Annotated in this window: 19 protein-coding genes; 14 read left to right on the forward strand and 5 right to left on the reverse strand. The window is 74.0% G+C overall.

The genetic code is table 11. The features are described 5' to 3' along the window. The first annotated feature begins 633 nt into the window (after positions 1 to 633). The 4 genes from ITX44_RS16255 (at position 634) to der (ending at position 4,998) form a co-directional block, all read left to right on the forward strand. Positions 634 to 1,719 carry a prephenate dehydrogenase gene (locus tag ITX44_RS16255; protein WP_205357954.1) on the forward strand — a complete coding sequence of 362 codons (1,086 nt, stop codon included), beginning with the start codon at positions 634 to 636 and terminating at the stop codon, positions 1,717 to 1,719. A 185-nt stretch (positions 1,720 to 1,904) separates the two neighbouring features. Continuing rightward, on the forward strand, positions 1,905 to 2,582 hold the full coding sequence (gene cmk / locus ITX44_RS16260; RefSeq protein ID WP_307795297.1) for a (d)CMP kinase: 678 nt from the start codon (positions 1,905 to 1,907) through the stop codon (positions 2,580 to 2,582). Between the two features lie 242 nt (positions 2,583 to 2,824). After that, positions 2,825 to 3,490 (forward strand): lysophospholipid acyltransferase family protein, encoded by a 666-nt coding sequence (locus ITX44_RS16265; protein ID WP_205358220.1) that lies wholly within the window; start codon positions 2,825 to 2,827, stop codon positions 3,488 to 3,490. Between the two features lie 62 nt (positions 3,491 to 3,552). Further along, positions 3,553 to 4,998 (forward strand): ribosome biogenesis GTPase Der, encoded by a 1,446-nt coding sequence (gene der, locus ITX44_RS16270; RefSeq protein WP_205357955.1) that lies wholly within the window; start codon positions 3,553 to 3,555, stop codon positions 4,996 to 4,998. 63 nt (positions 4,999 to 5,061) lie between these two features. On the opposite strand, the gene ITX44_RS16275 is transcribed toward der, so the two are convergent. Next, positions 5,062 to 5,307 carry a hypothetical protein gene (locus ITX44_RS16275; protein ID WP_236060770.1) on the reverse strand — a complete coding sequence of 82 codons (246 nt, stop codon included), beginning with the start codon at positions 5,305 to 5,307 and terminating at the stop codon, positions 5,062 to 5,064. A gap of 314 nt (positions 5,308 to 5,621) precedes the next feature. Then, positions 5,622 to 6,494, reverse strand: coding sequence for a DUF8842 C-terminal domain-containing protein (locus tag ITX44_RS16280; protein WP_205357957.1), 873 nt, complete (start codon positions 6,492 to 6,494; stop codon positions 5,622 to 5,624). A gap of 269 nt (positions 6,495 to 6,763) precedes the next feature. Between ITX44_RS16280 and ITX44_RS42625 the strand changes: the two genes are divergently transcribed. The 3 genes from ITX44_RS42625 to ITX44_RS16295 all read left to right on the forward strand — a co-directional run bounded on the left by ITX44_RS42625 (position 6,764) and on the right by ITX44_RS16295 (position 9,243). Further along, entirely contained in the window at positions 6,764 to 7,432 is a 669-nt protein-coding gene (locus ITX44_RS42625) for a LysM peptidoglycan-binding domain-containing protein (protein ID WP_205357958.1), read from the forward strand. A 221-nt stretch (positions 7,433 to 7,653) separates the two neighbouring features. Continuing rightward, positions 7,654 to 8,934 (forward strand): glycosyltransferase, encoded by a 1,281-nt coding sequence (locus ITX44_RS16290; RefSeq protein WP_205357959.1) that lies wholly within the window; start codon positions 7,654 to 7,656, stop codon positions 8,932 to 8,934. A gap of 87 nt (positions 8,935 to 9,021) precedes the next feature. After that, entirely contained in the window at positions 9,022 to 9,243 is a 222-nt protein-coding gene (locus ITX44_RS16295; protein ID WP_205357960.1) for a proteinase inhibitor I78, read from the forward strand. A gap of 230 nt (positions 9,244 to 9,473) precedes the next feature. On the opposite strand, the gene ITX44_RS16300 is transcribed toward ITX44_RS16295, so the two are convergent. After that, positions 9,474 to 10,511 carry a phosphatase PAP2 family protein gene (locus ITX44_RS16300; protein WP_307795298.1) on the reverse strand — a complete coding sequence of 346 codons (1,038 nt, stop codon included), beginning with the start codon at positions 10,509 to 10,511 and terminating at the stop codon, positions 9,474 to 9,476. 379 nt (positions 10,512 to 10,890) lie between these two features. Between ITX44_RS16300 and ITX44_RS16305 the strand changes: the two genes are divergently transcribed. Beyond that, entirely contained in the window at positions 10,891 to 12,084 is a 1,194-nt protein-coding gene (locus tag ITX44_RS16305; protein ID WP_205357961.1) for an acyl-CoA dehydrogenase family protein, read from the forward strand. A 100-nt stretch (positions 12,085 to 12,184) separates the two neighbouring features. Here the strand turns inward: ITX44_RS16305 and ITX44_RS16310 are convergent, their stop codons facing one another. Beyond that, positions 12,185 to 12,640, reverse strand: coding sequence for a cell division protein SepF (locus ITX44_RS16310; RefSeq protein WP_205357962.1), 456 nt, complete (start codon positions 12,638 to 12,640; stop codon positions 12,185 to 12,187). A gap of 478 nt (positions 12,641 to 13,118) precedes the next feature. On the opposite strand from ITX44_RS16310, the gene ITX44_RS16315 reads away from it, so the two are divergent. From ITX44_RS16315 to ITX44_RS16340, 6 genes are all read left to right on the forward strand, one after another. Next, positions 13,119 to 14,384 carry a DUF5685 family protein gene (locus ITX44_RS16315; protein WP_205357963.1) on the forward strand — a complete coding sequence of 422 codons (1,266 nt, stop codon included), beginning with the start codon at positions 13,119 to 13,121 and terminating at the stop codon, positions 14,382 to 14,384. Positions 14,385 to 15,005: 621 nt separating this feature from the next. Then, positions 15,006 to 16,163, forward strand: coding sequence for an LLM class flavin-dependent oxidoreductase (locus ITX44_RS16320; RefSeq protein ID WP_236060772.1), 1,158 nt, complete (start codon positions 15,006 to 15,008; stop codon positions 16,161 to 16,163). Next, positions 16,160 to 17,185 (forward strand): LLM class flavin-dependent oxidoreductase, encoded by a 1,026-nt coding sequence (locus ITX44_RS42630; RefSeq protein WP_307795299.1) that lies wholly within the window; start codon positions 16,160 to 16,162, stop codon positions 17,183 to 17,185. Before ITX44_RS16320 ends, ITX44_RS42630 begins: the two co-directional genes overlap by 4 nt. Positions 17,186 to 17,285: 100 nt before the next feature. Beyond that, positions 17,286 to 18,041 (forward strand): DUF1684 domain-containing protein, encoded by a 756-nt coding sequence (locus ITX44_RS16330; RefSeq protein WP_205358222.1) that lies wholly within the window; start codon positions 17,286 to 17,288, stop codon positions 18,039 to 18,041. 207 nt (positions 18,042 to 18,248) lie between these two features. Next, entirely contained in the window at positions 18,249 to 19,127 is an 879-nt protein-coding gene (locus ITX44_RS16335; RefSeq protein WP_205357965.1) for a S1 family peptidase, read from the forward strand. 128 nt (positions 19,128 to 19,255) lie between these two features. Next, on the forward strand, positions 19,256 to 20,233 hold the full coding sequence (locus tag ITX44_RS16340; protein WP_205357966.1) for a helix-turn-helix transcriptional regulator: 978 nt from the start codon (positions 19,256 to 19,258) through the stop codon (positions 20,231 to 20,233). Here the strand turns inward: ITX44_RS16340 and ITX44_RS16345 are convergent. Continuing rightward, the gene (locus ITX44_RS16345) at positions 20,214 to 20,678 is read right to left on the reverse strand and encodes a PPOX class F420-dependent oxidoreductase (RefSeq protein ID WP_205357967.1); all 465 of its coding nucleotides are present in this window, start codon (positions 20,676 to 20,678) and stop codon (positions 20,214 to 20,216) included. The genes ITX44_RS16340 and ITX44_RS16345 overlap by 20 nt on opposite strands. Positions 20,679 to 20,891 lie beyond the last annotated feature (213 nt).

Genomic DNA, 20,891 nt, shown 5'->3' on the forward strand with positions numbered 1-20,891 from the left:
TCGATATGCGGCTGGCGCCGCGGGGCGCGACAAGCCCACCACGGACCGCAGGTCCGGAGACGGGCAGCAAGGGTCACCCTGGACGGGCCGGGGTCCGCGGGGCGACCGGCACCATTCAGGGGCGCGGGGCTCTGTTTGATGTGCGGCTGGCGCCGCCCGTGACAAGCCACAACGGACCGCAGGTCCGGGACGGGTAGCAAGGGTCACCCTGGACGGGTCGGGGTCCGCGGGGCGACCGGCACCATTCGGGGGCGCGGGGCTGTATTTGTTATGCGGCTGGCGCCGCGGGGCGCGACATGCCGCCACGGACCGCAAGGGTCACCCCGGACGGGCCGGGTACCGCGGGACGGCCCGCACCATTCAGGGGCGCGAGGAACTGCGCGACAAGCCGCAACGGACCGCAAGGTCCGGAGCCGGACAGCAAGGGGCACCCCAGGGGGCCAAGCCCCCCACGGACCGCAAGGTCCGGAGCCGGACAGCAAGGGGCACCCCGGAGGGCCAAGCCCCCCACGGACCGCAAGGTCCGGAGCCGGACAGCAAGGGGCACCCGGGACGGTCAAGAATGACTACGCTGAACGCACCTGCAAGCCCAGTCCGCCCCTACCCGCACCCACCCCCTACGTGAGGTACCCCGTGAGGACCGCCCTGGTCATCGGAACCGGCCTGATGGGCACGTCCGCCGCACTCGCCCTGAGCGCCCGCGGCGTGGACGTGCACCTCGTCGACCACGACGACTCGGCCGTACGGACCGCCGCCGCGCTGGGCGCGGGTACCGCGGGCGAGCCCGGGGAACAGGTGGACCTGGTGATCGTCGCCGTGCCGCCGGCCCACGTCGCGACGACCTTGGCCGACGCCTTCGCGCGGGGCCTGGGCCGCGGCTATCTGGACGTGGCGAGCGTCAAGGGCGGTCCGCGCCGCGAGCTGGAAGCGCTGGGCTGCGACCTGACCTCGTACATCGGCACCCATCCGATGGCGGGCCGCGAGCGCTCGGGGCCGCTGGCCGCCACGGCGGACCTGTTCGAGGGCCGCCCCTGGGTGCTCACCCCCACCGCGGAGACCGAGACCGAGGTGCTGAACCTCGCGCTGGAGCTGGTCGCGCTGTGCCGGGCCATGCCCGTGGTGATGGACGCCGACGCGCACGACCGCGCGGTGGCCCTGGTCTCGCACACCCCGCACCTGGTCTCCAGCATGGTCGCCGCCCGCCTGGAGCACGCCGAGGACACCGCGGTACGCCTGTGCGGGCCGGGGATACTCGACGTCACCCGGATCGCCGGGTCCGCGCCCGGGATGTGGATGGACATCCTCGCCGCCAACCCCGGCCCGGTCGCCGACGTCCTCGCCGACCTCGCGGCCGACCTGACCGGCGCGGTGGCCGCGCTGCGCGCCCTGCAGAGCTCGGACGACGACAAGCGGCGGGAGGGCGCGGCCGGCATCGAGGACCTGCTGCGGCGCGGCAACACCGGCCGCGCCAAGGTCCCCGGCAAGCACGGCGCCGCCCCGAAGAGCTACGAGGTCGTCGCCGTCCTCATCGGCGACCAGCCCGGCGAGCTGGCCCGCCTCTTCGCCGACGCCGGAGCGGCCGGCGTCAACATCGAGGACGTCCGGATCGAGCACTCCACCGCCCAGCAGGCCGGTCTGGTCCAGCTCATGGTGGAGCCGCGCACCGCCCCGACCCTGACCGCCGCCCTGCGCGAGCGCGGCTGGGCGCTGCGGCAGTAGGCGGCGCGCAGCGGGCCCGGCGTGCCCCGGGCGCCCCGGGCGCCCGGGACACCGCGGCGGCACCGCGGGCGCTGCGGCAAACGGGTGGCAAGGCGCTCCCCGGATGGCCGGTAACCTTGGGGGATGGCATACGGCGACCCGCCGGTCCCACCCCCGCTCCCGCGCTCCGAGGAAGGCTCTCCGCTGTGGCACATCCGGTGATCGTCGCAATCGACGGACCCTCCGGCACGGGCAAGTCGAGCACGTCAAGGGCGGTCGCCGCCAAGCTCGGACTGAGCTACCTCGACACGGGCGCGCAGTACCGGGCGGTCACCTGGTGGATGCTGCGCAACGGGGTGGACGTGAACGACCCGCTCGCCGTCGCCGACTGCGCCGGCAAGCCGGTGATCGTCTCCGGCACCGACCCGGCCGCCCCGGCCATCAGCGTGGACGGCGAGGACGTGACCGGGCCGATCCGTACCCAGGAGGTCACCGCCGCGGTCAGCGCCGTCAGCGCGGTGCCCGAGGTCCGCACCCGGATGGTCGAGGTCCAGCGGGCCGCGGCCGCCGCCGCCGGGGCCGGAATAGTGGTCGAGGGCCGCGACATCGGCACCACCGTCTTCCCGCGGGCCACCGTCAAGATCTTCCTCACCGCCTCCGCGGAGGCCCGGGCCGCGCGCCGCAGCGGTGAGCTGGGCGGCACCCAGAGCGTCGCCGTCACCCAGGCCGCCTTGGCCAAGCGGGACGCCGCCGACTCCGGCCGGACCACCTCCCCGCTGGCCAAGGCCGACGACGCGATCGAGGTGGACACCACCGACCTCACCCTGGAGCAGGTCGTCGAGCGCGTCGTGAACCTGGTCGAGGAGAAGCGGACGGCGTTGTGACCGAGGGCGGCTCCGCGATCGAGGGCGGCACTGCGGCGGACGGCGCCGCGGCGGCCCACGGTCGTACGCCTGCCGACGCACGTACGCCTGCGCAGGCTCGTACGGCGGCGGACGGCGGCGCTGTGAGCGACAGTGGTGCCGTGACCGACGCTGATGCGGCGACCACGGACAGTGCCTCCGCCGAGCGCGCGGTGCCCGGCGAGGCCGCCGCGCCCGGGGGCAGCTCCGCCCCCGGCGCCCGGGTGACCGAGCGGCGCGGCGCCGCGCCCGCGGTGCCGACCGGACGCGGTGTCGCCTTCGGGCGCCGGACCGCGATAAGCCTGGTGCACAGCCTGTACCGGCCGCGGGTGCTGGGTGCCTGGAAGGTGCCCGCGCAGGGGCCGGTCATCCTCGCCGTGAACCACAGCCACAACGTGGACGGCCCGGTGCTGCTCGGCACCTCGCCGCGGCCGGTGCACTTCCTGGTGAAGAAAGAGGCGTTCATCGGCCCGCTCGACCCGTTCCTGCGCGCTATCGGCCAGATCCGGATCGACCGTACCGCCGCGGACCGCGCCGCGATCACCGGGGCGCTCGGCGTCCTGGCCGCCGGGGGAGTGCTCGGCATCTTCCCCGAGGGCACCCGCGGCGAGGGCGACTTCGCCGAACTGCGCGGCGGCCTGGCCTACTTCGCGGTGCGTTCCGGCGCCCCGGTGGTGCCGGTCGCCGTCCTCGGCACCGCCCGCCGCGGCCGTGCAGTGCCCGCGCTGCCGCCGCTGCGCGCCCGGATCGACGTCGTCTTCGGCGAGCCGTTCACGGCCGGTGACGGCAGCGGGCGGCGCACCCGCAGCGTCATGGACGAGGCGACCGCCCGGATCCGCGAACGGCTGAGCGCGCACCTGGCCGAGGCCCGGCAGGCCACTGGCCGCTGAACCACCCGGCTGCCCCCACACTGGGTACCGGCAGCCCCCTGTCGACGTACGGAGAGAACCTCATGGACCAGCACGACGAGCACGGCGATCTCGGCACGGCCGAATACGCCGAGTTCATGGAGATGGCCGCCGAGGAGGGCTTCGACCTCGACGAGGTGGCCGAGGACCTGGCGGAGGCCGGACACGGTCCGCTGCCGGTGCTCGCCGTCGTGGGCCGTCCCAATGTCGGCAAGTCGACCTTGGTGAACCGGATCATCGGCCGCCGCGAGGCGGTGGTCGAGGACCGCCCCGGCGTCACCCGCGACCGGGTGGCGTACGAGGCCGACTGGAACGGCCGCCGCTTCAAGGTGGTGGACACCGGCGGCTGGGAGCAGGACGTGCTCGGCATCGACGCGTCCGTCGCCGCCCAGGCCGAGTTCGCCATCGAGGCCGCCGACGCCGTGGTGTTCGTGGTGGACGCCACCGTGGGCGCCACCGACACCGACGAGGCCGTGGTCAAGCTGCTGCGCCGGGCCGGCAAGCCGGTGGTGCTGGCCGCCAACAAAGTGGACGGCCCGTCCGGCGAGGCGGACGCGTACGCGCTGTGGAACCTCGGTCTCGGCGAGCCCTACCCGGTCTCCTCGCTGCACGGCCGCGGCACCGGCGACCTGCTGGACGCCATCATCGAGGTGCTGCCCGAGGCCCCGGCGGTCACCTTCGGCGACAGGGTCGGCGGCCCGCGCCGGATCGCGCTGATCGGCCGGCCGAATGTCGGCAAGTCGTCCCTGCTGAACCGGGTCGCCGGCGAGGACCGGGTGGTGGTCGACCCGACGGCCGGCACCACCCGCGACCCGGTGGACGAGCTGATCGAACTCGGCGGGATCACCTGGAAGTTCATCGACACCGCGGGCATCCGCCGCCGGGTCCACCTCACCGAGGGCGCCGACTACTACGCCTCGCTGCGTACGGCCGCGGCCCTGGAGAAGGCCGAGGTCGCGGTGGTGCTGATCGACGCCGGCGAGTCCCTGGCCGAGCAGGACACCCGGATCGTGTCGATGGCGGTCGACGCCGGCCGCGCGGTGGTGATCGCGTACAACAAGTGGGACATGCTGGACGAGGAGCGCCGCCACTACCTCGAGCGCGAGATCGAGCGGGACCTCGTGCAGGTGCAGTGGGCGCCGCGGGTGAACGTGTCGGCCCGCACCGGACGCCACATGGAGAAGCTGGTCCCGGCGATCCAGACCGCGCTGGCCGGCTGGGAGACCCGGGTGCCCACCGGGCGGTTGAACGCCTTCCTCGGCGAACTGGTGGCCGCCCACCCACACCCGATCCGGGGCGGCAAGCAGCCGCGCATCCTGTTCGGCACCCAGGCCGGGACCAAGCCGCCGCGCTTCGTGCTCTTCGCCTCCGGCTTCCTGGAGGCGGGCTACCGGCGGTTCATCGAGCGGCGGCTGCGCGAGGAGTTCGGCTTCGAAGGGACGCCCATCCAGGTGTCGGTCCGGGTCCGGGAGAAGCGCCGCCGCAAGTAGCGCCCGTCCCCGCGGCAGGTCGGCGTGCCTGCCCGGGCGGTGGTGGCCCGTGCGACCCGGCGGTCAGTGCAGCCGGTTGTCGGGGCGGCCCGGTGGCAGCGCCGCCGGGCCGTTCGAGCGGTGCCGGCCCTCGCCGTCGAACGGCGTGTGCTGCGTGTGCCACGACGCGAAGGCGGTGAACTCCCACCCCTCCTCGCCGCTGCGGTCGCCGGGCAGGTTACGGAAGAGCCGGCGGTACTCCGCGTACAGCGCGTCGTAGATCGGCGTGCCGCTGCCACCCGCTCGCGCGGGCTCCTGCGCGGAGCGCATCGGCGGGATGTAGCGCTGATAGGGAGACCGGGCAGAGGGGTCAAAGGTGTGCACGTAACTGCAAACGACACCAAGTGCGGCGGGATGCGGTCCGTACGGTCTCATTCAGATCTTTGACCCCGGCGCAGGCCGGTGCGTGGAAGCATCGGTCGGGCGCGGACGTGCCAGAGGGCGCGTACGCCGCCACGTACGCGCCCCCTGGAGCCACGCCCCCGGACCGTCCGACTCGGACCGCCGACCCGGACCTCTGTTCCGGGCCCTGCCGTGAACCGCCGCCGGGCCGGTCCTGCCTCGTGGCCGGTCCGGCCGCCCGGTCAGGTCCCGGCCAGCGGCATGGTCGCCGCCACCAGCAGGCCCCGGGAACTCGCGCGGATCAGCGCGTCCCGCATCAGGTCCTCGCGCGGCTGGCGGCCGATGGAGCCGGCCGGGCCGGCGTACACGTACACCTCGTTGCCGCGCGCTGCCGCCGCCCGCCAGCCGTCGCTCACCTGGAGCGGCTGGTGCGCCTGCCACCAGGCGACCGGCTGCATCCCGCCGTCGCCGGGCTGGAGCACCGCGTGCAGCTTTCCCATCGCCAGCAGCACCGACCAGCCGTGCAGCGGCGACGGCCGCCGGTCCAGGTCGAGCTGCGGCATGAAGCCCTGCTCGATCAGCAGCGGCAGGAAGTCGTCGCCGCTCCCGCTGGTGCCCACCCGGGCGATCGGGCCGGTCGGCTCCACCACCAGCGCCGGGTGCACCTGCTGCTCCACCAGGATCAGCCCGCACGTGATGCCCAGCACCGCCTGGCGCGGCGTCGGGTCCAGCCCGGCCCCCTGACCCGGCTGCGATCCGCCCGGGTACGGGCCGCCCGGATCACCCGCGACGTTCACTCCGTACGGATCGTACGCACGCCCCTGCTGCCCGGCCTCGGCACCGATCGAGATGCTGCGCACCGCTCCCTGCAACTGCTCCTCGGAGACCGGCACCACCTGGGAGGGGATGCAGGTGGCGTGCGCGAAGGCCAGCACCGCGGTCTCGCCGCCCACGAACAGCACCGTGCTGGTCCGCTCCTGCCCGGTGTCGCCGGGAGTGCGGCACGACGTGCAGTCGTACGTCCCCGGCGCGTTCTCGCCGTTGAGGAGGCGCGCGGTCTCCTCGTCGCCGATCTCGGCTCGTACCTCGTCACTCACGTCGAGCATGGGCGCCACGGGAGTCTCCTTGGAAATGCGATGGTGCGTCACGAATGCGTCACGAAGCCCGAATGCCGGGCCTGCCCCGGCGCACAGTGACAACGGGCCGTCCGCGGCGGGAGTCACGGTTTGTGTCGGAAACCGTTGGCGCGCCTCCCGGACCGCGCGGGCAGCGCAGTCGGGCCCGGCGGACGACCCGGCCGGGGATAGTCCACCAGGGTGGCACGCGGGACGCGGGTGGACGTGTCGCAAGGGATCAAGGGGGCGGGTGTGCTTAGCGTGGCCCGATGATCGAACTGTCGAACAATCGTCACGCGGCCGCACGTGCCGCCACCGCCCTCGTCGCGCTGGGTGCCGCCACGCTGCTGCCGTTCTTCGCGCACCCCGCCCACGCGGCGGCGGCTCGACCGCGCGAAGCCGAGGCCCCTCCGCTCCATGCCGTCGGGGCGGCCGCTGCCGTCACGGCCCGCCCTGCGGGCACCCCCGGCCGCGACTCCTCCGCCGACCCTTCCGTGTGGGACGACCTCGCGATGTGCGAGAGCAGTGGCGACTGGCACATCAACACCGGAAACGGCTTCTACGGCGGGCTGCAGTTCTACCAGCCCACCTGGGAGCGGTTCGGCGGGCGGCAATACGCCCGGCGCGCGGATCTGGCGAGCCCCGGTGCCCAGATCACGATCGCCCGCAGCGTCCAGCGCGAGCAGGGCTGGGGCGCCTGGCCGTCCTGCGCCGACCGGCTCGGACTGAACGGCCGGGCGGCCGCCGCCGGGCAGAGCACGTACGGTGGGGCCGCCGTGCAGACCACGTACACCGTCCAGGCGGGGGAGAACCTGTCCTCCATCGCCGCCGACCACCACATCGACGGCGGCTGGGTCACGCTGTACCGGGCCAACAGGCGGACGGTCGGCGCCGACCCGGACACCCTGGGCATCGGTGCCGAACTGACCCTGCCCTGACCGTTCGCTGAACCGCGCTTGACCGCACCCTTGCGTCCGCGTCCGTCCCCGCCCGTCCCCGCCCGTCCCCGCGTCCAGGGGATGGGCGGGGACGCTCCGTGACGGGAAGGCCCTTGCTAGGGTCGGCGGAAAGCCCGCCGCCCCACGGCACGGTGAACCGTCGGTGACGGCCCGGTGCCGGCCGGGGTCCGGCGGGGACCAGGCCGGGCACGGGGACACGTATGCGCATCGCCTTTCTGCTCCACACCGCCTACGGCATCGGCGGCACCATCCGCACCACCTTCAACCTGGCCGGGCAGCTCGCCGGCGAGCACGAGGTGGAGATCGTCTCGGTGCTCCGGGACCGCGACCGGCCGCAGTTCGAGCTGGACCCCCGGGTGCGCCTGCGGCCGCTGGCCGACCTGCGCAAGGACAGCCCCGACAGAGTCCTGGCCGACCCGCGCCGCCGCCTGCCGTCCGCGGTCTTCCCGGTCGGCGACCGGCGCCACGGCGAGTACAGCGCCCTCACCGACGAACTGATCGGCGCGTGCCTGGCCGGGCTCGACGCGGACGTGGTGGTCGGCACCCGGCCCGGGCTCAACGTCCATCTCGCCCGCCAGGCGCCGCGCCGCATGGTCAGGGTGGCGCAGGAGCACCTGACGCTGGACACCCACTCCACCCGCCTGGTGCTCGAACTGCGCCGCCGCTACCCCGGCCTGGACGCGGTGACCACCACCACCGAGGCCGACGCGGCCGTCTACCGCCGCCGCCTGCCCGGCCTGCGGGTGACCGCCGTCCCCAACAGCGTGCCGCCCGCCCGGGTCGCCCCTTCCGACTGCTCGGCCCCGGTCGTGGTCGCGGCCGGCCGGCTCGCCGAGGCCAAGCGGTACGACGACCTGATCCGCGCCTTCGCCAAGGTCGCCGCCGCCCGCCCGGACTGGTCGCTGCGGCTGTACGGCACCGGCCCCAAGCGCGCCGAACTCCAGACGCTGATCGGCGAACTCGGCGCCGGCGCACAGGTGACGCTGATGGGCCCGGCCGCCCCGCTGGAGCCCGAACTCGCCAAGGCGTCGGTCCTGGCCGTCACCTCCACCATGGAGTCCTTCGGGATGACCATCGTGGAAGGAATGCGGGTCGGCCTGCCGGTGGTGGCCACGGACTGCCCGCTGGGCCCGCGCGAAATCGTCCGGGACGGCGTCACCGGACTCCTTGTGCCGCCCCGCGACATCGACGCCATTGCGGCGGCTTTGCTGTCGCTGGCCGAGGACGACGAGCGGCGGGCCGCCATGGGCCGCGCCGCCCTGGCCGCGTCCGAGCGATACGATCCGGCCGCGATCGCCGGGCGCCATGTCGCCCTGTTCGAGGACCTGCTGGCCGCCCGGAACCGCCCCGCGGCCCGGGCGCGGGCCGCGACCCGCGCCGGAATGAGCCGTGCAGGCGGCACCTTTCTGTCGGCCACGGATGTTCTGGGCGCCGCTGTCCGAAAAGCCCGGCGCCGTATTGCACCGGCCGGTCGGAGGTGACGGCGGGCATTGCGCAGAAGATGTGCGGGAGTTGTGTGCACAGCAAATTCAGCGCGAGGCCGGTAATCGCCGGAATACCGTGGCTGCATGGCATCGCACACCGACGTGCCGCCCGGCGGCAATCCGCATGACGACCTGAACGCGTACCTCGGCCTCACCCCTGAGCAGGCCGAGCGGCGGGCCCGCGAACACGGCTGGAGCACCGTCCGCAGCCTCCCACCGGACGCCGTGGTCACCATGGAGTACGTGGTGGGCCGGCTGAACTTCACGGTTTCCGGCGACTCCGTAACGCGCTGCTGGATGGGCTGATCGCGGCGCCGTACGCAGCCCGTGCGGGGCGGGCCCTGGGCTCCGGATCAGGCCCTGAGCTCCGGACGGGTCCTGAGCTGCGGACGGGTCCTGAGCTGCGAACCGAGCCGGGAACGCCGAACGGGTCCGGCCCCCTCGAGGACCGGACCCGTCACAGGGATGCGGGTTTCGCGGCATCGGGCCTGGTCGCGGCTCGCGGCTATGGAACGAGGGGCGGCGGCACCCTGCCCTCAGCCGGCGATGCCCCGGCCGCGGACCTGCTGGTGGACCAGCGGTGTCGGCCGGACCAGCCGGTCGACCGGCGGGCGGCGGCTGCCGACCGGGGTGATCGGGGTGCGCTCGTTGCGGCCGGTGGGCGGGCGGCTCGGCGCGTGCGGGCCGTTGGCCGTCGCGGCGGCGGTGCCGACCGCGCCCCGGGGGCCCGCGGCGACCGGCTCCAGGTCGCCGACCTGCGTACCGGAGGACCGCTTGCCGTCCTGCGGGCCGCGCTGCGGCACCAGTGCGGCCGCGCCCGCGGCCCGCGCACGGCGGCGCGCCCAGCGCTCGCGCAGCAGTCCCCAGCCGGCCGTGATGAGTTCCTCGGCGCGGGCCATCGCGGGCTCGAACCAGGGCAGGGCCAGCAGGATCAGCAACCCGGCCGCCCAGCCGAGCAGCACGTCGCTGACCCAGTGCGTACCGAGATAGACCGTGGTCGCGCCGACCCCGAGGGCCAGCAGCGCGCTGATCACCGAGCCCAGCCGCCGGGCCCGCGGAGTGGTGGCCAGATACGCCAGCACCCCCCATGTCACCACCGCGTTGGCGGTGTGACCCGAAGGGAATATATCGCCGCCCGCGAACATCTCCGCCGAACCGACAGTCGTCGCGTAATGCGGCCCGAGTCGGCCGAGACCGTATTTCACCGCGCCCACCGTGCAGTTCAGCAGCAGCAGCGATGTCCCCAGCACCAGCAGCGGATGCAGTGTGCGATGACGCCATGCCCGCCAGCCCAGCCAGGCCAGCACCAGCACCGCGGTCGGGCCGCGCTGACCGAGAACCACGAAATAGTCCAGAAATGCGTGGATCTGCGGCCACTGCTTGTACGGACGCCAGAGCATGACCTGCCAGTCGAGCGTCACCAGCTTGGAGGTGGTGACGACGCCCACGACGATGGCCACGTAGACCGCCAGGGTCAGGCCGAACAGCCAGATCCGGGTCCGGCTCATCCGCGGCAGATCGCGGACGGGCGGGTGGCGCTCCGCCGTGCGGTGGAGACTCTCATCGGTACGCACTCAAACGACGCTACAGCGTGTGATGGCATAGATCGGCCGAACGGGCTGCTTTGTAATGACGATGTGATGTGGAGTGCGTCTCACCACCCCATTGGCGGCGGCCCTTTGGGGTGAATGCGGGAACAGATGGAGTTTATGTTCGGGCCCCGATAGCCGCTGCGCCGTGTTCTTATTTATCGCTTATTTCTTTGTCCTTTCCCTGATGTTTCCCCGCAGCCCACCCAGGCGTCGCTTCGGCGGCCGGGGCCCGCCGTGACCTGGGACACGTCGCGGCCGGCCGCCGGACGGGCGGCGCGGACTTCGTACATTCGGCGCGATCGCCGCAGGTACGGCTTGCCCCGGGTACGGCCCGCGTCCGGGGCGGCTGTACGGTCTGGTCATGTCCGCCGCCAAGGCCACCGTGCCCTTCGACCCGCGCGACCCGCTGGGCCTGGACGACCTGCTCGACCCGGAGGACCGCGCGGTCCGTGACACCGTGCGGACCTTCGCCGCCGAGCGGGTGCTGCCGTACGTCGCCGACTGGTACGAACGCGGCGAGCTGCCGGTGATCCGCGAACTCGCCCGCGAACTCGGCGCGATCGGGGCGCTGGGCATGTCGCTGACCGGCTACGGCTGCGCCGGCGCGAGCGCCGTCCAGTACGGCCTGGCCTGCCTGGAGCTGGAGGCCGCCGACTCCGGCATCCGCTCCCTGGTGTCCGTCCAGGGCTCGCTGGCGATGTACGCGATCCACCGCTACGGCTCGCCGGAGCAGAAGGAGCAGTGGCTGCCGCGGATGGCGGCCGGCGAGGTGATCGGCTGCTTCGGCCTGACCGAGCCCGACCACGGCTCCGACCCGGCGGGCATGCGCACCCGCGCGGTGCGCGACGGCTCCGACTGGGTGCTGACCGGTCGCAAGATGTGGATCACCAACGGCTCGGTGGCCGGTGTCGCCGTGGTGTGGGCCCGCACCGAGGACGGCGTGCGCGGCTTCCTGGTCCCCGCGGACGCGCCGGGCTTCTCAGCGCCGGAGATCCGGCACAAGTGGAGCCTGCGCGCCTCGGTCACCAGCGAACTCGTCCTGGACGGGGTGCGGCTGCCCGCCGACGCGGCACTGCCCGGCGCCACCGGTCTGGGCGGTCCGCTGAGCTGCCTGAACCACGCGCGGTACGGGATCGTGTGGGGCGCCATGGGCGCGGCGCGGGCCAGCTTCGAGGCGGCGCTCGACTACGCGACGAGCCGGGAGCAGTTCGGCCGGCCGATCGGGGGCTTCCAGCTCACCCAGGCCAAACTCGCCGACATGGCGGTGGAACTGCACAAGGGGATCTTGCTCGCCCACCACCTCGGGCGCCGGATGGACGCCGGGACGCTGCGGCCGGAACAGGTCAGCTTCGGCAAGCTCAACAACGTCAGGGAGGCGATCGGGATCTGCCGCACCGCGCGCACGATCCTCGGCGCCAACGGGATCTCCCTGGAGTACCCGGTGATGCGGCACGCGACCAACCTGGAGTCCGTGCTCACGTACGAGGGCACGGTGGAGATGCACCAGCTCGTGCTGGGCAAGGCGCTCACCGGACTCGACGCCTTCCGCGGCTGAGGGCGCGCAGGGTCGTACCGGGGCTCGTACCGGCCGTGCGTCCGGACCCGGGCCGGGGCCCGAGCCGCCCGCGCGGGCGTGCGCCGGCGGGAGGCCCGGGTCAGCTCTGGTTGAAGAAGCCGTCGCCACCGCGGCGGGCGTCGGCGTTCATGATCGAGTAGTCCGCCGGGGTGAGCAGGAAGACGCGGTTGGCGACCCGCTCGATGGACCCGCGCAGCCCGAACGTCAGGCCCGCGGCGAAGTCCACCACGCGCTTGGCGTCGGACGGGTCCATGGCGGTGAGGTTGACGATGACCGGCACACCGTCCCGGAACAGCTCGCCGATGCCGCGCGCGTCCCGGAAGCCGTCCGGGGTCACCGTGGCGATCCGGTTGCCCTGCTCGTGCGCCGCCTCGCTGGCCACCCGCACCCGCGGGTCGGTGACCCACACGTCGGCGGTTCGCTGACGCCCGGAGTTCTCGCCGTAGTCGGCGTACTCCTCGTCGTAGTAACCCTCGCCGCCGCCGTTGTCGTCGACGAGGCCCAGCCAGGCACTCGCCCGTCGAACCGATCCCATGGACGCCTCCTCTCTCGCACGCGGTCAGTACCGTCCGCTTGTCATATCGTCATCCATGAGATGGGGGGCGCGCCAAGCGGTTAGCCGCCGCACGGGCGACTTGTGACGGTACTGGCACACACGATAGTGGCGCACCGTCAGCCGGACACAGAGGTACGCAAGGTGACGCACCGATGGTTGAGCCCCTCCACGTCCGGGTGAAAACCACGGCCGTACGGCCGTACGAACACCCTGCCCCATGGGTACGACACCATGCGCGTGAACGTCTGCGGCGGACGGTACGGCGGGGGCACGGGAGACCGGGCGAGCGACCGTACGGGCACGGTTGACGGGCCTGCGCGGGGCCTGCGCGGGGCCTGCGAGGCGCATCGAGGGGCCCGGCAAGTCGGTGTGACGGGCCGATAACATGACCGGCAATCGCGGCAATGGTGGCGGCCGCGGTCATGGCAACCATGGCACGTATCACGGGGGATTCACCATGTTCGGCATCATCAGGCCCTGTCGGCACCGCATGTCCGAAGGGATGGCCGCCTCCTGGCTGGCCCACCTGTGCGGGCTGTGCCTGGCACTGCGCGACGGCCATGGGCAGCTGGCCCGCGTCGCGACCAATTACGACGGGCTGGTCATCTCCGTCCTCGTGGAGGCGCAGTCCACGCCCGCGGACGACGCGCGCCGCACGGCAGGGCCCTGCCCGCTGCGCGGCATGCGCACCGCCCCGGTCGCCACCGGCGAGGGCGCCCGGCTGGCCGCCGCGGTCTCGCTGGCGCTCGCCTCGGCGAAGGTCCGCGACCATGTCGAGGACGCCGACGGCGCCTTCGGCCGGCGGCCGGTCGCCGCGGCGGCCCGGCAGGTGGCCCGCCGCTGGGACCGGGCGGGCGCGCGGACCGGCGGATCGGTCGGCTTCGACACCGCGGTGCTGCTCGACGCGGTCGAGCGGCAGGGCGGTATCGAGGCCGTCGCCGGGCCGGGCACCTCGCTGCTCGCCGTCACCGAGCCCACCGAGACCGCGACCGCCGCCGCCTTCGGCCACACCGCGGTGCTCGCCGGCCGGCCCGGCAACAAGGAGCCGCTGGAGGAGGCCGGCCGCCTCTTCGGCCGCCTCGCCCACCTGCTGGACGCCGTCGAGGACCTGGCGGAGGACACCCGCTCGGGCGCCTGGAACCCGCTGACCGCGACCGGCACCGGACTCGACGAGGCCCGCCGGCTGTGCGACGACGCGGTGCACGGCGTCCATCTCGCACTGCGGGACGTGGAGTTCACGGACACGGTCAGCGGCAAGCTCGCGCACCTGCTGCTCGTGCACGAACTGGGCCGCTCGGTGGACCGGGCGTTCGGCGGGGGCGTGTGCGCGCACGGGCACGGCGGCGGCCACGGCCACGCGTCCGGCGCCGCGCAGATGCCGCCGCCGGGCAACCCGTTCCGGAACAACCCGTACACCGAAAGCCCTTACGCGCCCGGCGGTCCGTACGGCCCGGGCAACCCCTACGCGCCCGGGGGGCCGGGCGGCCACGGCGGTTTCCCGCCGCCCGAGCCGCCGCGCCGCAGGGGTCTGCTGGCCGGCTGCGCGGTGTGGGCCGGCCTGTGCTGCACCTGCCAGTTGTGCTGCCGGGACCACGACGACCCGTGGACCGGTCGGCGGCGCGAGGCCTGGTGCGACGACTGCGACTGCGACTGCTGTGACTGCGACGCCTGTGAGTGCTGCGAATGCTGCGAGTGCGCGGGGTGCTGCGACTGCGGTTGCTGAGGGGCGAGGGCGTTACGGCCGCGCGCGGTGCGGGCGCGGCCGTACGAACGTCAATGATGCTGCGTTGCCGCTTCACTAGCGCGGACGGCGGGTTCGGAGGCGGCGCGGTGGCGCCGTACGTGCGCTGGGGCCCGAGGGAGGGGCCGGGGCGAGCTGGATCAGGCGTGTGTGAGGACGGGACGATCCGTCGGGCGCCGCTGTACGGCACCACCGGGGACGGTCAGCGGCGACAACACGAGGACGACCACACCCGACCGAAGTCGATGTGGCCGCGGATGACCAGCTCAGCGCTGCGCATGGGCCCAGTGGAGCAGTCGCGCGGGCGATCCGTCAACCGGCGTCCGCTGGATATGAGACGCGCTGTCCACCTGTCGGACATGCTTGACAGTTGGTGACCGCCCCGGCTTAGCCTCGTGTCAAGCCCTTGGAGGCCCAGCCGCGTTGAGGGACGCGGCGGCTGTGTGAAGGCGACCCCCCGCCTCGTCCGCGTGTCCACGGAGCCTTCGCATGCCTGCCGATCATCATTCCGCCGCGCCTTTGCCGTCCACCGCCGGGCCGTCAGGGCCTTCCCGGCCTTCTCCGCCTTCGCTGCCTTCCCGGCCTTCTCCGCCTTCCGGCGGGTTGCGTCGCGCCCGCGCCCTCCACCTGGCCGCCGCCATTGACGGCGGTACGCCGTTCGACGCGTCCCATGTCGTGGACCTGGCCCGGCTCGCCGAGAGCGGAGCGCTGGACTTCGTCACGCTGGGCCTGCCGGAGCAGGGGTCCGGTGGCCCCGGGCCGGCGGGTCCCGACGCGCTCGACGCCCTGGCCGCCCTCGCCCGGGTCGCCCCCGCCACCGACCGGATCGGCCTCGTTCCGGCCGTGTCCGTACCGTCCGCCGGGACCGAGCCGTTCGAGGTCGCGCTCGCCGTGGCCACGCTGGACTGGGTGAGCCGGGGGCGGGCCGGCTGGACGCTCGCGGTCCCGGCGGACGACCCGGGCGGGAACGGGAGCGGCGTGCGTACGGATACGGATAAGGGCACGCGGCGGATGCGGGGCGGCACCGCGGCGGCCCGGCGCCGGGCCGCGGAGCGGGTGGCCGAACGGGCCGCCGAGCGCGCGGCTTTCCGGTGGCGGAACGCGGCGCGCACCGCGGCGGCGCTGGCCCGGGCGTGGGAGGACGGCGGGCCGCTGCCCGGGGCCTCGGCCCGGCCGGTCACCGCGGTCGACGCCACCGAACCGGCCGCCCGCCCCGTCGCGGCCCGCCACGCCGACCTGGTCCTGGTCCGGGCCACCGGGCCCGAGGAAGCCGCTGCGGTGGCGGCCGAGGTACGGCGGCTCGTCGCCGAGGCCGGCCGCGACCCGGACCGGCTGCTGGTGCTCGGTGAACTCCGCGTCGACCTCGGCGGCGGCGAACTCGGCGCCGAAACGGGGGCGGAGGCCGCGCCGACCTCCGACGGCGCCGACGGCGTCCTCTTTCGCGGCGGCCCGGTCGACCTGGCCGACCTCGTCACCCGCTGGCACCGCTCGGGCGCGGTCGACGGCTTCCACATCCGACCGGTGCGGCCGCTTCGCGACCTGGAACGCTTCGTCAACGGTACGGTCGCCCTCCTCCAGCACCGCGGCCTGTTCCGCTCCTTCCACCCGGGGACGGCGCTGCGCGACCACCTGGGGCTGCGCGGGACGCCGGGGCGGGCGGAGGAGGGGGCCGCGGTGACCGCTTCGGACGCGAATCCGGCCGTCGCGGCGAACGGGGCGGGCCCGGACCGCCTCGCCGTCACCGGCGGGACCGCCTCGTGACCGGCTCTTACGGAGCGGCGCAGGCGGATCGGCCCGGTGGCGGCCGGCCCGGGCGGCGCGCGGACGCCCACGACGGCGGCCCCGTACGGGAGATGCACCTGGCCGTGGAACTGCCCGGGCCGGGCACGGCCGGGACCTGGCCGGAGGACGGGCGGGCGGCGGACTTCGCGGCGTACGTACGGCTCGCCCGGGCCGCCGAACGCGGACGGTTCGACTTCCTGCTGCTGGGCGACGGCGGGCCCCCTCGGGAAGGGCAGCCGGGCTTCGGGGCCGGCACCCGGGCCGGGCCGGCAGCCGGGGCACTGGCCGGACCTGAGCCGAGCAGCCGGGACGCGCGGAACTGGCCGGAACCCTTCACCGTGCTCAACGCCCTTGCCGCGGTCACCGAACGGATCGGGCTGGCCGCCGCCGTCGACCCCGGCGGCCGCGACCCGTACGGCCTGGCCCGGCGCCTTGCCGCCCTCGACCGGCTCAGCGCGGGACGCGCGGCCGGACCCGCCCTGGCCGTACCGGAGTTCACCGCACCGACCGGCCCGCAAAGCAGGCCCGTGACGATCGGCGGCCCTGCGGACGCGGCCGCCCCCGAGGTGGTACTGCTCGACCGGCCGTGCGACGGCGGCGCGGTGGTGGTGCCCGGCGCGGGGGAGCGCACGCCCCCCGGCGCGAAGATCCTGGCCCGCATCGACATCACCCTCGCCGCACGCGCCGAACCGCCGGCCGAATCCGGCGGGGCGAACGGGCCGGCCGGACTCCCCGGCGAGCCCGAGGCGCTGGCCGCCCGGCTCGTCGCGCGGTTCCGCTCCGGTGCGGTCGACGGCTTCCTGCTGCGCCCCGCCCCGCTTCCCGGCGGCCACGGGCTCGATCTCTTCGTCGAGCGGGTCGTTCCACTGCTCCAGGCGCGGGGAGCGCTGCGCACCGCCTACCGCGGCAGCACACTGCGGGACCATCTCGGGCTGCCCACTCCGGCACCCCCGGTACCACCGCAGGTGACGACCGGCGACGATTTACCACGGCTCCGATAGCTCCGCCGGCTCCACACGGCCGGCATTTTCAGCACTTTCGGCACCTTCTACAACTGCTGGACCTTCGACAACTTTCCCCGGAAGGCGTGAATCCATGAGCATGCAGACGGCAGCCGCGACGGGCGAGGCCGACTGGACGCGGTGGCGCGAGCAGCGCGCCGCGACGGTCTCCGCGCCGCACGGCACGCTGGCCCTGACCGGCACCCACTGGCTGGACGACCTGGCCGACGACGGCGCGATCCCCGGACTCCCGGGCACGTGGCGGCAGGTGGACGGCCAGGTGGTGCGCGAGGTGGACGGCGCGACGACCGTCCTGGAACCCGAGGGCCGGCCGCTGGTGCTGTCCGACGGCCGCAAGGTCCAGGCCCTGGTCCGCGAGGGCCTGCTCGCGGTGCGGGTCTGGGACCCCGAGGCCCCGGCGCGGCAGGCGTTCACCGGCATCGACGCCTTCGGGTGGGACACGCGCTGGGTGGTGCCCGGCGTGTTCCGGCCGTACGAAACCGGCCCGCAGACCGTCCGCGTGCCCAACGCCGACGGCCGCGCCCGCGATCTGGGCCTGCGCGGCGACCTCGTGTTCACCGTCGACGGCGAGGAGCACACCCTGGCCGTCGCGGTCGAGGACGACGGCCGGCTGTGGGCCGTGGTCGCCGACCTGACCAGCGGGAAGACCAGCTTCCGGTTCCGGTTCCTGCACACCGCGCCGCCGGCCGCCGACGGTTCGGTGACGGTGGACCTCAACCGTACGGCGCTGCCGCCGTGCGCCTTCGGGGACGGATACCTGTGCCCCTTCCCGCCGCCCGGCAACACCCTGCCGTTCGCGCTCGAGGCGGGGGAGCGCGCGGTTCTCAGCCACTGAGACGGGTTCACTTCCCGCGCCCCGGCGGTCACTTCGGCCGCCGGGGCGCCGCTGGGCGCGCATATTCCGGTCCGGAAAGCCCTCTTGTGTGTTCCCTGTGAGACCTGAATACTCCCGAGTACTTGTCAGACGCATGTTGCGTTCGGTTATCGGAGTGCGTCTGACAGTGCATCGACAAGTCAGCCTCCACCCCCACGGGAGGAACGTGTGAAGTCATCCCGCCGCATACAGCTGCTCGCTGTTGCGTCCGGCCTGCTGGCCGCCACGGCATTCGCTCTCCCCTCGGCCTCCGCCGCCGCCTCGGCGCCGGCCGTACCCGCCGCCACCCTTGCCGCTCAGGTGGCGCAGGCGAGCACCGCCGTCAAGACCGCGGACATCGCGGGCACCGCCTGGGCGGTCGACCCCAGCAGCCACACCCTCAACGTCAGCGTCGACGACCGGGTGACGTCCGCCCAGCTCGCCGAGCTGAAGCAGTCCACCGCGGGCTACGGCAGCGCGGTGCACATCACGCACGTCAACGGCACCTTCAGCAAGCTGCTTTCCGGCGGCGACCCGATCCTCACCAGCCAGTGGCGCTGCTCCCTGGGCTTCAACGTCCGCAGCGGCAGCACCTACTACTTCCTGACCGCCGGTCACTGCACCGAGGGCTACCCGGACTACTACACCAGCTCCGGCAGCTACATCGGCCCCACGGTCGGCACCTCCTTCCCCGGCAACGACTACGGCATCGTCCGCTACGACTCCTCGATCGCCCACGACGGCACGGTCGGCAGCCAGGACATCACCAGTGCCGCCAACGCCACCGTCGGTGAGCACGTCACCCGCCGCGGTTCCACCACCGGCGTGCACAGCGGCACCGTCCAGGCCCTCAACGCCACCGTCAACTACGGCAGCGGCGAGATCGTCTCCGGTCTGATCCAGACCAACGTCTGCGCCGAGCCCGGCGACAGCGGCGGCCCGCTGTACGACGGCACCAAGGCCATCGGCCTGACCTCCGGCGGCAGCGGCAACTGCTCCTCCGGCGGCACGACCTTCTTCCAGCCGGTCACCGAGGCGCTCAGCGCCTACGGCGTGAGCGTCTACTGACGGTCGTTCACCAGCGTCCCCGGCGCCCCCGCCGCACCCTGCGCGGCGGGGGCGCCGGTGCGTGGCGGGCCCGGCTGCGGCCGGCCTCGTGGCCGGTGACCGTCCGAGGCCGCTGGCACACTGGGCGCATGCTGGAAACGTCGGCGCGGCTGCTGCGCCTGCTCTCCCTGCTCCAGTCCCGCCGCGACTGGTCCGGGCCGGAACTGGCCGCCCGGCTGGACGTCACCCCGCGCACGGTCCGGCGCGACGTGGACCGGCTGCGGGCGCTGGGCTATCCCGTGCACGCGGCCCCCGGTACCACCGGCGGCTACCGGCTCGGCGCGGGCGCCGCCCTTCCGCCGCTGCTGCTGGACGACGAGGAGGCGGTGGCCGTGGCGCTGTGCCTGCGCACCGGCGCAGGCGGCAGCGTGGCGGGCATCGAGGAGACCTCGGTACGCGCCCTGACCAAGCTGGAACAGGTGCTCCCGGCCCGGCTCCGGCACCGGGTCCAGGCGATGCAGGCCGTCACCGTCCGCCCGCGCACCGCCGGTCCCGTGGTGGCCCAGGAGGTGCTCACCGTCATCGGCGCCGCCTGCCGCGACCACGAGCAACTGCGCTTCGACTACCTCGACCACGACGGCGCCGCCAGTCGGCGGACCGTCGAACCGTACCGGCTGGTCCACCACGCCCGGCGTTGGTACCTGCTCGCCCATGACGTCGAGCGCGCCGACTGGCGGACCTTCCGGGTGGACCGGATCGAGCCCAAGGCGCCCACCGGACCCCGCTTCACCCCGCGCGAACTGCCCGAGGACGCCGCCGAATACGTCGCCAAGGGCGTCACCTCCCGCGCCTACCGCTTCCAGGCCGGCATCCTCGTGCACGCTCCCGCCCACGCGGTCGTCACCTGGGACGGCTTCGCCACCGTCACGGAACTCGGCGAGGACCTGTGCGAACTGCGGACCGGATTCGAGTCGCTGGAGTCACTCGCCGTGTACGCCGGACTGCTCGGAGTGGAGTTCGAGGTCATGGAACCGCCGGAGCTGGCCGACGTGCTCGCGGCCGCCGCCGCCCGGCTGATCCGGGCGGCGGGCCGTACCGGACCGCGGGTCAGTCCAGCGAGCCGCTGACCAGCCCCTGCTCGGGCGCGAAGCCGTACACCCGGTCCGCGCGCAGCCGCACGACCAGCCGCTGGTTGGCGACCATGGCCGCCCGGTACTCGTCCCAGTCCGGGTGCTCGCCGGCGATCGCCCGGTACACCTGTATGAGCTCCTCGACGGTCGCGTCGTGGGGATCGGCCGCCACCGGGGACAGCTCGGCATCCCCCTCCACCACCAGGTAGGCGCCGAAGCTCGGGGTCGTCACGTAGAAGCTGGCCCGCGGGTCCCGGCGCAGATTCCGGGTCTTCACGCGGGTGTCGGTCACCGAGATGCGGATGATCCGCGTCGCCTCGTCGTAGGTGAACGACACGTTGGACAGCTGGGGCCTGCCGTCCTTCTTCATGGTGGCGAGCACCCCGTTGCGGTGGTCCTTCAGCAGGCCCAGCAGTGGGCTGTCGGCGGTCGGCGGGGTCATGGCGGCGGCTCCTGTCTGTCCGGTCGGGCGGGTGCGATTCGTTCTGGCGTACGGGCCAACGCGTGCCGTCCGGCCCGTGTTCCGCCCCTCCCGACCTTCACCCGCAAGGGTGGCCTCCTTCATTCCTGGGCGTGGCAAAGCCGTCTCGCGTTGACGCGCCGCCTCCCGTCCGGCAGTTGCCCGCGCCCGCCCGTACCCCGCCCGTACCCGGCT

The sequence above is a fragment of the Actinacidiphila acididurans genome, from assembly GCF_016918855.1.
Taxonomy (GTDB): domain Bacteria; phylum Actinomycetota; class Actinomycetes; order Streptomycetales; family Streptomycetaceae; genus Actinacidiphila; species Actinacidiphila acididurans.

Excerpts from the sequence above, each read along its gene's own strand:
- ITX44_RS16310 (WP_205357962.1), bottom strand. The coding sequence starts at position 12,640 with ATGGGATCGGTTCGACGGGCGAGTGCCTGGCTGGGCCTCGTCGACGAC.
- der (WP_205357955.1), top strand. The coding sequence starts at position 3,553 with ATGGACCAGCACGACGAGCACGGCGATCTCGGCACGGCCGAATACGCC.
- ITX44_RS42625 (WP_205357958.1), top strand. The coding sequence starts at position 6,764 with ATGATCGAACTGTCGAACAATCGTCACGCGGCCGCACGTGCCGCCACC.
- ITX44_RS16305 (WP_205357961.1), top strand. The coding sequence starts at position 10,891 with ATGTCCGCCGCCAAGGCCACCGTGCCCTTCGACCCGCGCGACCCGCTG.
- ITX44_RS16315 (WP_205357963.1), top strand. The coding sequence starts at position 13,119 with ATGTTCGGCATCATCAGGCCCTGTCGGCACCGCATGTCCGAAGGGATG.
- ITX44_RS16330 (WP_205358222.1), top strand. The coding sequence starts at position 17,286 with ATGCAGACGGCAGCCGCGACGGGCGAGGCCGACTGGACGCGGTGGCGC.
- ITX44_RS16275 (WP_236060770.1), bottom strand. The coding sequence starts at position 5,307 with ATGCGCTCCGCGCAGGAGCCCGCGCGAGCGGGTGGCAGCGGCACGCCG.
- ITX44_RS16345 (WP_205357967.1), bottom strand. The coding sequence starts at position 20,678 with ATGACCCCGCCGACCGCCGACAGCCCACTGCTGGGCCTGCTGAAGGAC.
- ITX44_RS16295 (WP_205357960.1), top strand. The coding sequence starts at position 9,022 with ATGGCATCGCACACCGACGTGCCGCCCGGCGGCAATCCGCATGACGAC.
- ITX44_RS16340 (WP_205357966.1), top strand. The coding sequence starts at position 19,256 with ATGCTGGAAACGTCGGCGCGGCTGCTGCGCCTGCTCTCCCTGCTCCAG.
- ITX44_RS16290 (WP_205357959.1), top strand. The coding sequence starts at position 7,654 with ATGCGCATCGCCTTTCTGCTCCACACCGCCTACGGCATCGGCGGCACC.